At 66.9% G+C, this 12,973-nt stretch carries 10 protein-coding genes; 5 read left to right on the top strand and 5 right to left on the bottom strand.

Annotated elements, in window-relative coordinates; genetic code table 11:
- Positions 1-272 precede the first annotated feature (272 nt).
- The gene (locus KF791_18130) at positions 273-704 is read left to right on the top strand and encodes a VOC family protein (GenBank protein ID MBX3734499.1); all 432 of its coding nucleotides are present in this window, start codon (positions 273-275) and stop codon (positions 702-704) included.
- Between the two features lie 154 nt (positions 705-858).
- On the top strand, positions 859-1,047 hold the full coding sequence (locus KF791_18125) for a hypothetical protein (GenBank protein MBX3734498.1): 189 nt from the start codon (positions 859-861) through the stop codon (positions 1,045-1,047).
- A gap of 812 nt (positions 1,048-1,859) precedes the next feature.
- Here the strand turns inward: KF791_18125 and KF791_18120 are convergent.
- The 4 genes from KF791_18120 to KF791_18105 form a co-directional block, all read right to left on the bottom strand.
- Complete coding sequence (locus KF791_18120) at positions 1,860-2,822, bottom strand: SGNH/GDSL hydrolase family protein (GenBank protein MBX3734497.1); 963 nt, start codon at positions 2,820-2,822, stop codon at positions 1,860-1,862.
- 949 nt (positions 2,823-3,771) lie between these two features.
- Complete coding sequence (locus KF791_18115; protein MBX3734496.1) at positions 3,772-5,064, bottom strand: PQQ-binding-like beta-propeller repeat protein; 1,293 nt, start codon at positions 5,062-5,064, stop codon at positions 3,772-3,774.
- Between the two features lie 110 nt (positions 5,065-5,174).
- Positions 5,175-5,795 carry a hypothetical protein gene (locus KF791_18110; GenBank protein ID MBX3734495.1) on the bottom strand — a complete coding sequence of 207 codons (621 nt, stop codon included), beginning with the start codon at positions 5,793-5,795 and terminating at the stop codon, positions 5,175-5,177.
- Positions 5,792-6,187, bottom strand: coding sequence for an iron-sulfur cluster assembly accessory protein (locus tag KF791_18105; GenBank protein ID MBX3734494.1), 396 nt, complete (start codon positions 6,185-6,187; stop codon positions 5,792-5,794). Before KF791_18105 ends, KF791_18110 begins: the two co-directional genes overlap by 4 nt.
- Positions 6,188-7,216: 1,029 nt before the next feature.
- On the opposite strand from KF791_18105, the gene KF791_18100 reads away from it, so the two are divergent.
- The 3 genes from KF791_18100 to KF791_18090 are packed head-to-tail and all read left to right on the top strand — an operon-like array spanning position 7,217 to position 10,945.
- Positions 7,217-7,882, top strand: a complete 666-nt coding sequence (locus KF791_18100) for a carboxypeptidase regulatory-like domain-containing protein (GenBank protein ID MBX3734493.1) — start codon at positions 7,217-7,219, stop codon at positions 7,880-7,882.
- Position 7,883: 1 nt separating this feature from the next.
- Positions 7,884-9,713 carry an adenylate/guanylate cyclase domain-containing protein gene (locus KF791_18095; GenBank protein MBX3734492.1) on the top strand — a complete coding sequence of 610 codons (1,830 nt, stop codon included), beginning with the start codon at positions 7,884-7,886 and terminating at the stop codon, positions 9,711-9,713.
- Positions 9,710-10,945, top strand: coding sequence for a hypothetical protein (locus tag KF791_18090; protein ID MBX3734491.1), 1,236 nt, complete (start codon positions 9,710-9,712; stop codon positions 10,943-10,945). The genes KF791_18095 and KF791_18090 overlap by 4 nt, the downstream gene beginning before the upstream one ends.
- Before the next feature lie 8 nt (positions 10,946-10,953).
- Here KF791_18090 and KF791_18085 read toward each other — a convergent pair whose 3' ends face one another.
- Positions 10,954-12,972 carry an aldehyde dehydrogenase family protein gene (locus KF791_18085; protein ID MBX3734490.1) on the bottom strand — a complete coding sequence of 673 codons (2,019 nt, stop codon included), beginning with the start codon at positions 12,970-12,972 and terminating at the stop codon, positions 10,954-10,956.
- Position 12,973: the final 1 nt, after the last annotated feature.

Raw genomic sequence — 12,973 nt, 5'->3', positions numbered from 1 at the left:
CAGGAGCGGACCTCGCCCGCGGGATCCGCGATGGCGACGGCAATGGTTTCGGCGTGGACATCCAGGCCGACATGCTTGAGCTTTTGTGCTGTGGGTGACGGGTTCATGAGGCACTTCGGGTTGACGGGCTGGCGTAGGGATCCGTCCGGCCACAACCCTGTGCCTCCGGAGGCCGTCAACGCGGCTTCTAACCCACGTCCGCCCGCCTCGTCACCCACGCTCAACCGTCCGTTGTTGAGCCATAGGGTCTCGGCGACAACACCTCTTTCCCAATGAACCCACCGGCTATCCAAGGCCTATGTCCACTGATGCAGGTGTTCGACATGCCGACATCCTTGGCATTCTATCGCGATTTGCTCGGATTCCAGATCGTCCAGCAGGCCCCCCCGGGCGATCGATGCGATTGGGCTTGGCTCGCCCGCGACGGCGCTGAGCTGATGCTTAACACGATGCATGAGGCGGATGCGCGACCCACGACGCAAGATTGCGCTCGCATGATGGCCCACGGCGACACAGCCCTGTTTATCGGCGCGCCTGACGTCGAGGCCATGTACGAGTATCTGCGTGCTCGGGGGGTCGTGGTTGATCCCCCAGTAGTAAGGCCATATGGCATGAAGCAGCTGTCCCTCAAGGATCCCGATGGCTACGGCATTTGCTTCCAGTGGAGGGCCGCCGAACCATTGCGTGCTGCGAACGGCGGTTGAGCCGCGGGTTTCGGTACCGACTTGATCTCCGCCGTCGCAGACGCAGGCTGGCGTTAGGCCACTTCGCACGTCACAGACCATGAGGACACTTTTGAGATACGCAGCCGTTCTCATTGCCGTTTATCTCGCGGTGTGGACGGCGTCGTATGCGGTCATGTTTTTGAGCCGAGGCGACGGTTTGGATTTCACACACTTCTTCGAGTATCTGCGGTTGGGATGGACATTCAGCGGAGGAGAGTTGCCGACGTTCATCTGGTTTTTCAGCGTCATCGCGTTCTTGCCACTGGCCGGATTGTCGGTATTTCTTTTGACGAGATATGAGAGACGCAAGACCGTGGCCTAACATGCGCTGCAGCGAACCCGGCGGGGGCGTCGCGGTTGCAATCGTCGCCTCCCGTGCGACGGGTCGCTGAGCTTGGGTCGTTGATCCTCTCCTTATGAAACAGAAATTGCTCAGCGTCTGCATGATTGCCTTTGTGTGCCTCGGCTCCGGTTGCACCAGTCCCCCCAAGTCTGCTGGAGAGGGACCATCCGAGCTCAGGACCGCAAGTGACGTCATGGCAGATCCTCAGTTTAGGGCGGTAGTCAACGCTCTCGAGAAATCAAAAATTGAATAGGCTGACAACGTCGCTCCACACGAACCCCGGCCGCCCGTCTCGAGTTCAGGAGGTCCGGTGCATCGGACGCTGGATTCGCTGCCAGTGCCCGTCCTTGACGGCGGTCGGTGAGCTCTGACGTTCGGCCAGCACAAATGCCGTTGCCTCGTCCGGGCGGTAGGTGCATTTTTAGAGCATGAAGGCACTTCGGTACGTGTAATGGCAAGACGGCCGGTTTTGGTTCGGTCACCTCGAGGAGTTCCCCGATTACGTCACGCAGGGTGAGTCACTTGAGGACCTCCAGGAACATTTGCGCGATCTGCACACTGACCTGTCTGGCGGGCAAATCCCCGGAGCAAGGAGGTTGGCCCAGATGGAGGTAGCGTGAAGCACCGGGACTTGGTCCGGAAAATTGCATGGTTCGGTATTACGCAGAGCGCGCCTGCGAATACGAGCGCATTTACCAGAAGCCGGAGCGTTAGTCAGACCTGAGGTGGTTGCACAACTTTGTCCAGGAATTCTTCGCTGGGCTGATGTCTTCGAAGTGCCCCGGCCCCGCTCAACGCAAGGCCTTCAGTTGCGTCGTGATCGCAGCGGCGGTGCGCTCCGCGTCGGCCAGGGGAGGACCCGCAGGCATGCCCGGACGCTGATGCCCGACCGCGGTCAGCCAGGGGTCCTTGAGCGCCCGCTGGCGTTCCTGCACCAACGTCAGCACCTCGGGGGCCTTCGGATCCAGCGTCAGCAAGGCGGCCGGCGTTTCAGACGACGTCAGGGATTCCGGGGCGCCAAGATGGGCCAGGACCTCACGCGCGATGATCCATTGGCCCTGCTCATTGGCATGCACGCCGTCACCCGCCAGCAGGAATTTCGCATCGCGCGCCCGTTGCTCCGCGAGAAACCGGTTCATCGGGCCGTGCACGTCCACGACCTCCCACCCGGCCTTGCGGCGCGACATCAGCCACTCCGAGCAGCGGTCGAGGACCTCATTGTAGCCGCCATAGGGCAGGGGATAGGTCTGCCGGCCCGCCGGCAGCGTCCGGCCGCCCAGTGGCACCGGATCGAACACGGGCGGCGTCAGATGGATGACCCGCACGCCTTCCCGGGCGGCCGCCTCGCGGAGCCGAATGATCCCATCTTGAAACTTCAGAAATCGCTCTTCGTGAAACGGGAAGTAGATGCCGTCGTTCATCCCGTAGCAGGCCAGGATCAGATCCGGTTGCGTCTCGGCAAGGACCCGGGCGAGACGCTCATGGACATCCGGACGCGGAAACGTCCCGCCGGCATGTCCGGGCTCCGACATTCCGGAAGCCGTCTCGCTGGGCAGCCCCAAGTTGAGGAACTCCACCTCGGAATCCGGGAAGGCCAGTCGTAGCCACGCCTCCACGAACTCCACCCAACCGCCGGCGTACGTGATGCTGTCGCCGAGCACCACCACGCGCCGGGCGGCGGTGAGATCCCGTGCGCCGGGCGTGGGCGTGGCCGCGGTGACCACGGGCACCAGGCGGATCCGGCGGATGTCCATCACGGCGCCACCCTCCTTTCGCTGGGGCTTCACCGACAGCCGTTGTGGTCCTCCCGCGTCCAGCGAGACCCGTCCGATCCTGCGCGGCACAAAATTCTGGAAGTGCCCTGTTTCCTCCACCACGAACGGAAACTGCCCGCCGCCGACCTCGACGACCACATCACTGCCGCCGTGGTCCCGTCCGCACCCCTGCCACACCTCAATGTCAAAGACGCCCGGCTTGAGGATCGTGAATTCCCAACTGGCCCAGTCTGCAGGGTCCATCCAGTAGCCCAGGCAGTTTTTGTTGGTCGCCGGCTCGTAGCGCATCATCACGCTGTGGGTGGTCGCCTGGGAGGATTCCAGCGTGATCGTGCCCTCCGGAGCCTGAACGGGTGGCTCGCCCTCCGGCGCCGGCACCAGTGACACCGAGTGCACGGCCGTCCCGGGCGGTTTGCAGCGAAGGGCCACCTGGAAGGGTTTGGACTCCGCGAGGTAAAAGCGGCCTATTTCCAACCGGACCCTGCCGTCCGCCGCCTCCCGGCCGGGTCCGCGCGCCGACAACGCCTGGCCCGCCACTTCGACCTCAAACTCGGGGGCGCCGGAACCCGCCGGCGTGTAGGTGACCTCCACCGTGTAGCGGCCCCAGCGGACCGGACGGTACTCCCACCGGATCGAGTCGCCCGGCTGGGACCAACCGGACACCGCCTCTCCTGCGGCGGTGGTCTGGCGTCTCAGGTCCGGCCCGGAGAGCACCGCCCCGGACGCCTCCAGGACGATGCGTCCGCGCTCTGTCTCGTGAACCGGTGTCTGGCCGAGAGCCAGTGGAATGGCGGCTGCTGCCAGCACGGCCCCGATGGTGATCCACTGGAAGGGCCGGGATTGCCGGCGGGTGAGGGGTGACTGGAGGGATGTCCTCATGAAGTCGGGTTTTGGAAGTCGTCCGGGTCGCGGGATCGGTGGGTGGCCCTCAATCCTCAAGCCGGTAAAGGGCCGTCCGGGTGCGAAGGAACAGCGAGCGCCCGGAGACCGCCGGAGAGGCCATGAAGCCGTCGTCGAGCGTGTTCTCTGCCAGGTTCCGGAACTCGCGGCCGGTGGCGACCACCACGGTCTTGCCCTCCTCGCTGCAGAAATACAGGCGGCCCCCGGCGGCGATCGGCGATGCCGAGTAATTGCCGCCGATCCGCTCGTTCCACACCACGGCCCCGTTCGCCGCCTCCCAGCAGGTGGCGACGCCATTATCGTCGAGCCCGTAGAGCAGGTCGTCCACGAGGACGAGCGAAGGCTTCTTGGGCACATTGCGCTTCGAGTGCCAGACGATTTCGAGGCGGCCATCGGACCGGGTGGCGGCGTTGGCGTCGAGCACCTCGCCGTCGCGCCCGGGCCGGATGGCCAGCACCTGGCCCTGGGACCACCCGGTGGGCACAAAGACCAGGCCGTGGCCCACCACCGGACGCGTCCCGCCGGAGTGGCTGGTGCGTTCCTCGACGCGCCACAATTCCGCGCCACTGCGCGGGTCGTAGCCATACATCGCCTTGGCCCCCTGGCTCAGCAGTTGTTCGCGTCCGTCGAAGGACGCGATCTGGCAGGTCGCATAGGCCTTGCGCCAGTCGCCCTCGCTCTCGGGTTTGCCGTCGGGACCGAGGTCCTTGAAGTCAATGCCCCGCGTCACCTCCCAGACCGTGCGCCCGGTCGCGGCATCCAGCGCCACGACGAACTGGTGATCACTGCCGTCGAAGTTCAGGTACAGTCGGCCCTGATGCAGGATGGGCGACGAGCCGGCGCCCCGATAGTGGTTGCAGACGAAATCACGGCGTTCCCACTGCACCTTTCCGGTGCGGGTATCGAGACAGGCGGTCCCGGGCGAGCCGAAGGTCACATAGACGCGGCCCTCCTCGATCACCGGGGTTGGGGAGGCGTAGGTGTTGAACTTGTGGGCAAACTGGGGACGTTCGACGCGGAACAGCAACAGGTCCTGGCGGATCTCGCCGGTCTCCCGATCCACGGCCACTGCGGACAACTCCTGCCCGTCCTCCGTCGCCGTGGTCACCCACACCTGTTCGTCCCAGATGACGGGCGAGGACCACGCGCGCCCGTGGATGGACGTCTTCCATTTCACCCCGCTGTCTTCACTCCATCGCAGGGGCAACCCGGTCGCCAGCGACACCCCGTCCCCTCGGGGGCCGCGGAACTGCGGCCACTGCCGTTCGTCGCCGAGCCCCACGCCTGAACTCCCGGTGATCGTGAGCAAAACTGCAGTCATCCATGGCAATGGCAACCCGCGGGGAACACTCATGCTTCGGAGGCTACCGCGGTCGCGACGACGTTCCACCCCGAAATCCACCCGATGCCACCGCCACCGCCACCGCCTGCTCACTCCGCCAGCCCCACCATTCGCTCCTGGAGCTGGGCCGACCACCGGGCCACATAACTCATGGAGCGGTACAACTGCTCCAGGCGCTCCATCGGGAGGGCCGCCCGACGTTCCGGGGAGTCGAGGGCGGGCGCGGCGTCCCAGGTGGCGTTGAGGGATTTGAGTTCCGATTCCAGTGCGTCGTGGCGTGCGTTCACCCGGGACTGAAGTGCCTGCAGCCGGTCCAGCCACTCAAAGCCCTCCTGCATCAGCGTGACCCGAACCATCGGTGACGTTGCCCCGGCCTTGCGCTGCAGGAAGGCATCGAGATCCCGGCAGGTCTGTCCGACATCCACGAACAGGTCCATGGTGCCCGGAGGGATCCGCTGGATGTCCTTCGGACGCTCCCCCGCCTCGAGCTCATACAGGTGCAGCAGGCGGTCCCGGGGCTCGCGGAGCGTGTTGTAGGCGGCGTTCAGACTGGCATGGCGCTCATTGGCCGCGCGACGGCCGGCCTCGCCGTCGGCATGGACGCGGTCCGGATGCGAAGCCGCCAGCAGGGGCACCACCCGGCATTTGAGGGCATCGGGATCGAGCCACGGGCGGCGCGGCTCCGACAACAGCGCAAAGGCGTCGGTCACGCGCTGAAGCTTTCCCCGCAGGAACAGCTTGTCGCCGCGTTGGGGTTCTTGACCTTGAAACCCCCTTCGGTGAGGGCGTCCACGTAGTCCAGTTCCGAACCGGTGACATACAGGGCGCTCTTGGGATCCACGACCACTTTCACCCCGGCGCTTTCGACGAGGATGTCGCGGTTCTGGGGCTGGTCCTGCAGGTCCATCTTGTACTGCAGGCCTGAACACCCTCCGCCGACGACGGCGACGCGCAGCACGCCGGCGGGGCGTCCCTGCCGGGTCAGCAACGTGGTCACTTTGTGTCCTGCGGCCGGGGTGAGCCGGATCAACCGTTCATCACCCACCCGGAATCCCGGGGTGGCGGGGGTCATGGACCGGGCTCCGATTTTTCCTGCGATCATCCTGACGAGGATCCTATGACCCTTCCTGCAAGGGGTCAACGGAGGGAGCCCGGGTCCGGATAGAGGGACAGGTCCGGACAGAGGGACAGGTCAATGGCTTCCTCCACTTGGTGGTATGGAAGCCGCGGCCCCGGATTTGGCGGGGCAGGACCTCTGGTGGGGCAAGGCTCCTGCCGCGCCGTGCGCGGGACTGCGAGGTGGCGTGGTGGGGACTCCACGGGCGGACGGCTCACCGGGGAGATTCGCCCCACCGGGGGGTGGAGGCCGCGGCCCCGGCTTTGGTGGGGCAAGGCTCCTGCCGCGCCGTACGTGCAACCGCAAGGCAACCTCGTGGGAACTCCACATGCGCACGGCTCACCGGGAGGCTCCCCACCGGTATTGGAGCGATGACCTCTCGGCTCGGTACGGGGCTCCCACCGAGCCATACGGCAAGCTCGTGGCCTGGCCTATGGGGACTCCACCCGCGAACGGCTCGTGAGGACCCCACCGGGGGGCAGGCCTGCGTGTTCTACGGCGTGGCGGAGTTTAGCCGGGACACCGACCGCGCGCTGCACGCCGACGCAGACAACCTGGAGGGGTCCGGACAGAGGGACAGGTCAATGGTTTCCTTCGGGGGTATGGAGGCCGCGGCCCCGGATTTGGTGGGGCAGGACCTCTGGTGGGGCAAGGCTCCTGCCGAGCCGTTCGCGGGATTGCGAGGTGACGTGGTGGGGACTCCACGGGCGCACGTATAGGGAGGTTCGCCCCACCGGGGAGGGGGTCCGGACAGAGGGACAGTCCGAACAGAGGGACAGGTCAATGGTGACTCTACGCGGTGCCTTCCGCGAAGTTTCGCGAGATGTACGAGCCCGCGGATTGAGGGCGGCAGGCTGCCGGCTCCCGTGGCCCAATCATTGAGTGCAGAAACGTGATCCGCGCGTTCGCGTGAAGAGGGTCGTTGTCAGCTGGCGGCGCCGCGCGGCCGATGGATGACGCCATGACGCCTCACATCGGCCTGGGGCGTTGCATCCTTGGGTGTCGCGGGTCACGATGCTGCTGATGGGTCCACGAACGCTCTGGTTGGCCCTGATCCTCGCCCCCTGGTTGGCGGGCCGTCCGGTCGCGGACGCCGCAATCGAGGGCACGGTCGCGCTTCCCGGTCCTTCGTCGAAACGCCCGCCGCCGCCGCTCCCCGCCCGGTACGAAAACATCCCCGCATCGCGCATCGGCGCCCCCGCGCCCCCGGTTGCCGTCGTCTATCTCGAGGGCCGGTTCCCTGCCGCTCCACCCGCGACCCCAGCCGTCTTGTCCCAGCATCAGCTTCAGTTCGAGCAGGGCGTGCTGCCGGTGCTCGCCGGTTCCACCGTGGAGTTCCCCAATCACGACGACCTCTTCCACAATGTGTTCTCGTACTCGAAGCCGAAGCGCTTCGACCTCGGCCGCTACGCCCGCGGGGACCTGCCGCCGCCGCAGGTGTTTGACCGCCCCGGGGTGGTGCGGCTGAACTGTGAAATCCATCCGCACATGCGGGCGACCATCCTCGTCCTCGAGACGCCGCATTTTACGCGCACGGACACCAACGGTGTGTACCGGTTGACCGGCCTGCCCGCCGGGCAGTACACGCTCAAGGCGTGGCTTGAAGAGCGGGTCGTGCGGGAGCGTCCGGTCACCCTGACTCCCGGCACCACCCTGCGTGTGGATTTCCCCGCCCCCTGACGTGTTGCGTCCCGGCATCCGACTCAAGCTGGTGCTGGCCATGATGGCGGCGGTGGTCCTTGCCACTGGCATCGCCCTCGTGGTGGCGCAGCGCCGGGTGCGGGAGGCCTACGAGCGGCTTTCCGACGAACGGTTTCACACGCGGTTTGACCGCTTCACCGAGCTCCAGAGCGCGCGGTTGGGCGCGATCCGCGACCGGTGCCGGAGCGCGGTGTCCACCTCGGTGCGACTCCGCGCGGCCGCCGAGGAGAACGATGAGGAATTGCTCTACCTCACCGGTGCCGATGAACTACGTTCCCTCGCCGGGGATTCCCCACTGGACCCGCGTCCGAACTTTTTCCTTTTCTTCGATGCGACGGGCGGCCTGATCGCGCCGCCGGAGTCCATCCCGGCCGCCCGGGAAGGGGCGTCTGCCTGGAGTCGCAACGGGCGGCGCCTGCCGGTGCGCCAGGTGCTCGGAGGGACAACGGATCAGGCGGTGCGGATTGCGAGCTTTCCGGATGCCGAAGGCCCGCCGCGGTTGCTGGAGGTGGTTCTCACCCGGATCCCCGGCGTGGATGGCGGTCCGGCCCTCGGCGCGCTGCTCCTGGCGTTTCCCGCCGTCCTGCCTGGCGATCCGGTCGCGCCGGAGTCTGCCGATGCTGCGGCCGAGCCTGCGGCGGCGGGTGCAGGGGTCCGCTTTGGCATCTGGTCCGACGGCGAATTGTTCGCCGGCGACTCGGGCCTTGCCGATGACGACCGCCGGCGTTTGCAAACCGCACTGGCCGCGCGGCTCGGAGAGTCCCCGGACCCGTCGGGCGAACTGGCGATTGACCTGGGGGGCGAACCGTATCGGGTGGCCTTTCGGGCGCTGCTGGAGGCATCGCCGGGGACTCCCCGGGATGCGGTGCCCTACCAGGTGGGGGTGTACAGCCTCGCCGAGGCGCGACGTCAGCAGGCGCTCCTGCGGCGTCAGATCCTTGGACTTGGCACCGTTTCCCTGGGCGGCGCGTTGCTCCTGAGCCTGGCGCTGGCGCACGGCCTTTCGGTGCCGATCCGGGAGCTGCAGCGCGGAACCGCCGAGGTTCGGGCGGGCAATCTCGAGGTGCAGGTGCCGGTCCGCGGCCGTGATGAACTCGGCGATCTGGCCACCGCCTTCAATGAGATGACCGTCGGCCTGGCGCTCAAGGAGCGCTACCGCACGGTCCTCAATTCGGTGGCGGATGAGCAGGTGGCGCGACAACTGGTTGAGGGCGGCCTGTTGCTCGGCGGCGAGGAGCGTCCGGTGACCGTCCTCTTTTGCGACATCCGGGGTTTTACCGCGCATTCCGAGAACCTGTCGGCGGCGGAGATCATTGAGTTCCTGAACGAGCACATGACGGCCCTGACGCGGGTGGTGAAGGGGAACCGTGGCGTGGTGGACAAGTTTGTCGGCGACCTGATCATGGCGCTGTTTGGCGCGCCGGTCAGCCGGGGGCAGGATGCCCTTGATGGCGCCCGCTGCGCCCTGGGGATCCTGCGGGAACGCGCCCGCCTGAATGAGACCTCGCGGCACCGCCTTGAGGTGGGCATCGGCCTGGCGACCGGCCGGGTTGTGGCGGGCTGCATGGGCTCCCTGGATCGTCTCAATTACACGGTGATCGGCGAACGTGTGAACCTCGCCTCCCGTTTGTGCAGCCTGGCGCGGCCGGGCCAGGTGGTGATGGATGACGCCACCTGCCTCGCGCTGGGCACCCTGGCCGAATGCCGTCCGCTGACTCCGGTGAAGTTGAAAGGATTTTCCGGGGAGGTGCAGGCGTACGAGCTGCTCGGTCTGCAATCGCCCGTTCCGGCGGAACCCATCCCTCGATGATCCCCGTTCCCGCGCGCCACCGTGTCGCCGCTGCCGCCGCCCTGGCCCTGGCGGCCGGTGCAGGGATGCCGGCCCAGGAATTCCTCGATCGCGTGGAGGAAGCGCTCGATCTGTCCACGCACGACGGACGGTTTCGCGTGCAGTTCTCCACGATTTCGGACCTCGAGGGGTACGTGTACCAGGATCCGCCGCCAGGGCTGATCTATGGCGACACCGCCTTCGTCAACCCGCGGCTTCGCCTCTTTGGCGAGGCGCAGTTCGGCGAGCAGTGGTACGCGTTTGCGCAGTTTCAGGCGAACCGTGGGTTTGATCCCCGCTCCGAGGTCCGGGACGCCCAGTTTTTTGAGTATTTGCTGCGCTGGACGCCGGCGCCGTCCGGGGTTGCCAACTTCCAGTTTGGACAGTTCGCGACGAGCTTCGGCAGTTGGGTGCGACGTCACTACTCATGGGACAGCCCGTTCGTCACCGCCCCCACACCCTACGAGCATGTGCTCACCATTTCCGACACCGGGGCCCCGGCGAGCCTGCAGGCGTTCCTCAATCGCAAGGCGATTCCCGCCAACAAGAATTCCTGGGTGCCCTTGATCTGGGGGCCTTCCTACACCTCGGGGGGGTCGTTCTTTGGCTCGGTGGACCGCTTCGACTACGCGGTCGAAGTCAAGAACGCGGCGTTGTCATCGCGCACCTACGCCTGGAGCGCGTTTGATGTCGGGTGGTCCAACCCGACGGTGTCCGGACGCGCCGGGTGGCGTCCGTCGGCGGAATGGAACGTGGGCATGTCCGGCAGCGGCGGCGCGTACCTGCTGCCGGAGGCGGCATCCACGCTGCCGCCAGGGACCGATCTTGGGGACTTCAACCAGTACACCGCCGGTGTGGATGTCAGTTGGTCGCGTCACCGGTGGCAGGTGTGGTCGGAGCTCTTTGTCTCGCGGTTTCAAGTGCCGCAGGTGGGGAACGCCGACCTGGTCGGCGGCTATGTGGAGACCAAGTACAAGATCACCCCGCACCTGTGGGCGGCCGGGCGGATGAACGTGATGCTCTTCGGAGACGTGCCGGACGGATCGGGCGGCGAGACGCGCTGGGACAACAACGCCTGGCGGCTGGACGTGGCCCTGGGTTACCGCTTCAACCGGCACTGGCAGATGAAGGTCCAGTACTCCTATGGCGAAGAGCAGTCGCCCGGCGCTGAAGGAGGCAGCCTGTTCGCCGGCCAGATCACGGTCCGGTTTTAGACCGGATTTCACGGCTGCAGGCCATACAGGGTCTGCCATCGGGTATAGAACTCGACATCGGCAACTCCGTGTTCCGGCGGGCCGATGACGGAATCCTTCCAGCCGCCAAAGGGGGCGTCGGCACCGGCTCCCGCGGTGGACGCGTTGAGCTTCAACAGACCCGCATGGGCGCCATCCAGAAATCGTTGCTGAATCTCCGGCGAACCGCTGAACAGCGCCGCCACGAGGCCCTGCCGGACGCCATTGCACAGCGCGAGGGCCTCGTCCCAGTCCCTTGCCGGCTGGACGACCAGCACCGGGCCGAAGGTTTCCTCCTGCACGATTTCCGAGCCGGGCGCCGCGGACCACACGAGGGTTGGGGGCACATACCATCCGTTGCCGGGTGTCCCGGCGACGCTGTCAACGGGACTCCAGGTTTCCGCACCGGCGGCGCGGGCGCGCGTGATCTCCGCGGTGATGCGCTGTTGCGCCCGGGCGGAGATCACCGGGCCAACCACCGTCGCCTCGTCCATCGGGTCGCCCCAGGCCAGCTCCCGGGTCGCGGCTCGAAGCGCGTCAAGGAACGCGTCGGCGACCCCGGCAGCCACGATGGTGCGACGATTTGCCGTGCACCGTTGTCCGGCCGATCCAAAGGCCCCCCGGGCGATCTGGCGCGCGGCGTCGGCGGGATCGGCATCCTCCCAGACGATCGCGGCATTGTTGCCGCCAAGTTCCGCCTGCAAGGGAATGCGGCGCCGTGCGCACGCGACGTGGGCGGTGTCCCCGGCCGCCGCGGATCCCGTCAGCGTGACCGCAGCCACACAGGGATCCTCAAAAAGTTGTTCGGCAGTGGTTCGATCCCCCTGCACCACGGTGACCACCGACGGGGGCAGGCCGCATTCGGCAAGCAATTGGTGCGCGGCCGCGGCAATGCCGGCTCCCGGAATCGCCGGCTTCCAGACCACGGCGTTTCCATGCAGAAGCGCAGGCACGATCTTGCCAAGAGGAATGGCCAGCGGGTTGTTCCATGGGGTGATGACCGCGACGACCCCGAGCGGACACCGCCGCGCCCGCCAGCCGGTTCCGGAAGACGCGACCTCTGGCATCCGGGCGAATCGGATGGCGGACCGAACCAAATCTACGGCGAATCCGGTCTCAAGACGCGCATCACGGATGGGCTTGCCGGTATCCATCGCAATCCGGCGCGCCCACCCCTCGGCATCGGCCTGGATGGCGTCCGCCAAGGTCTCGCAGAAGATTTCGCGCTGTCGGAGCGGGGTGCGCTGCCAGTCCGCGAGGGCGTTGTGGGCCGCCTGAGCCGCCGCTGCCACCTCGCGGCGGCCGCCGAGGGGAACCTGCCACAACGGGTGCCCGCGGTTTCCGGGAGCCACATGGACGACCGCTCCGGTGGTGTCGTCCGGCGGGCGGACCGGGACGCCGAGGACGGATGCCAGCCGTGTCGTCGGCACTTCAGGTTGTTTGGCGGATGCGGCCGGGGCTGGAGTGATTTCACGACACACCGTGTCCACATCGGCGAAGCGGGCGACGCGGTCGGCGAGGTAGCGCCGGGTGACCGCCGCGTGCACCGGGTCGTCATCGCCCACCGCCCCGTCGGCAATCCACACCGTGAAGCCTCGCGGGTAGGCGTCCATCGCTGTCGTCCGGATGCATGAGCGCAGGAGGACACCGGACAGGACCAGAGTGTCCACCCCGAGGTTCCGCAGGGCGGGCGCGAGTGGGTCGCTTGAGAACGCGCTGAAGAACTGCTTGTGGATCACCCGTTCCCCCGGCAGCGGCCGCAGCGCCTCAGGCGGTTGATGCCCCGGAGTGCCTTCGCGGCATCGCGGGTCCTGGTGGGTCCGCCAGTGGGGCATGCGCTCGTCGTCGTGGCGGATCGTGGTCCAGACATGGACCACCGGCAGGCGGGCGTCGCGGAACGCCTGCAGGAGTTGCGCGATTGCCCCGCACAGGGCACCGCGGGCGGGCTGGAGATTGGAGGACCGGAGGAAATCCTCCTGGGCATCCACGATCAGGAGGGCGGGGCGCATT

The sequence above is a fragment of the Verrucomicrobiia bacterium genome (assembly GCA_019634635.1).
In the GTDB taxonomy this organism is placed as follows: domain Bacteria; phylum Verrucomicrobiota; class Verrucomicrobiia; order Limisphaerales; family UBA9464; genus UBA9464.
Note: the sequence above shows the minus strand (reverse complement) of the source record. Positions and strands in the feature narration are given on the sequence as shown.

Excerpts from the sequence above, each read along its gene's own strand:
- KF791_18085 (MBX3734490.1), bottom strand. The coding sequence starts at position 12,972 with ATGCGCCCCGCCCTCCTGATCGTGGATGCCCAGGAGGATTTCCTCCGG.
- KF791_18130 (MBX3734499.1), top strand. The coding sequence starts at position 273 with ATGAACCCACCGGCTATCCAAGGCCTATGTCCACTGATGCAGGTGTTC.
- KF791_18090 (MBX3734491.1), top strand. The coding sequence starts at position 9,710 with ATGATCCCCGTTCCCGCGCGCCACCGTGTCGCCGCTGCCGCCGCCCTG.
- KF791_18125 (MBX3734498.1), top strand. The coding sequence starts at position 859 with ATGTTTTTGAGCCGAGGCGACGGTTTGGATTTCACACACTTCTTCGAG.
- KF791_18115 (MBX3734496.1), bottom strand. The coding sequence starts at position 5,064 with ATGACTGCAGTTTTGCTCACGATCACCGGGAGTTCAGGCGTGGGGCTC.
- KF791_18105 (MBX3734494.1), bottom strand. The coding sequence starts at position 6,187 with ATGATCGCAGGAAAAATCGGAGCCCGGTCCATGACCCCCGCCACCCCG.
- KF791_18100 (MBX3734493.1), top strand. The coding sequence starts at position 7,217 with ATGCTGCTGATGGGTCCACGAACGCTCTGGTTGGCCCTGATCCTCGCC.
- KF791_18120 (MBX3734497.1), bottom strand. The coding sequence starts at position 2,822 with ATGGACATCCGCCGGATCCGCCTGGTGCCCGTGGTCACCGCGGCCACG.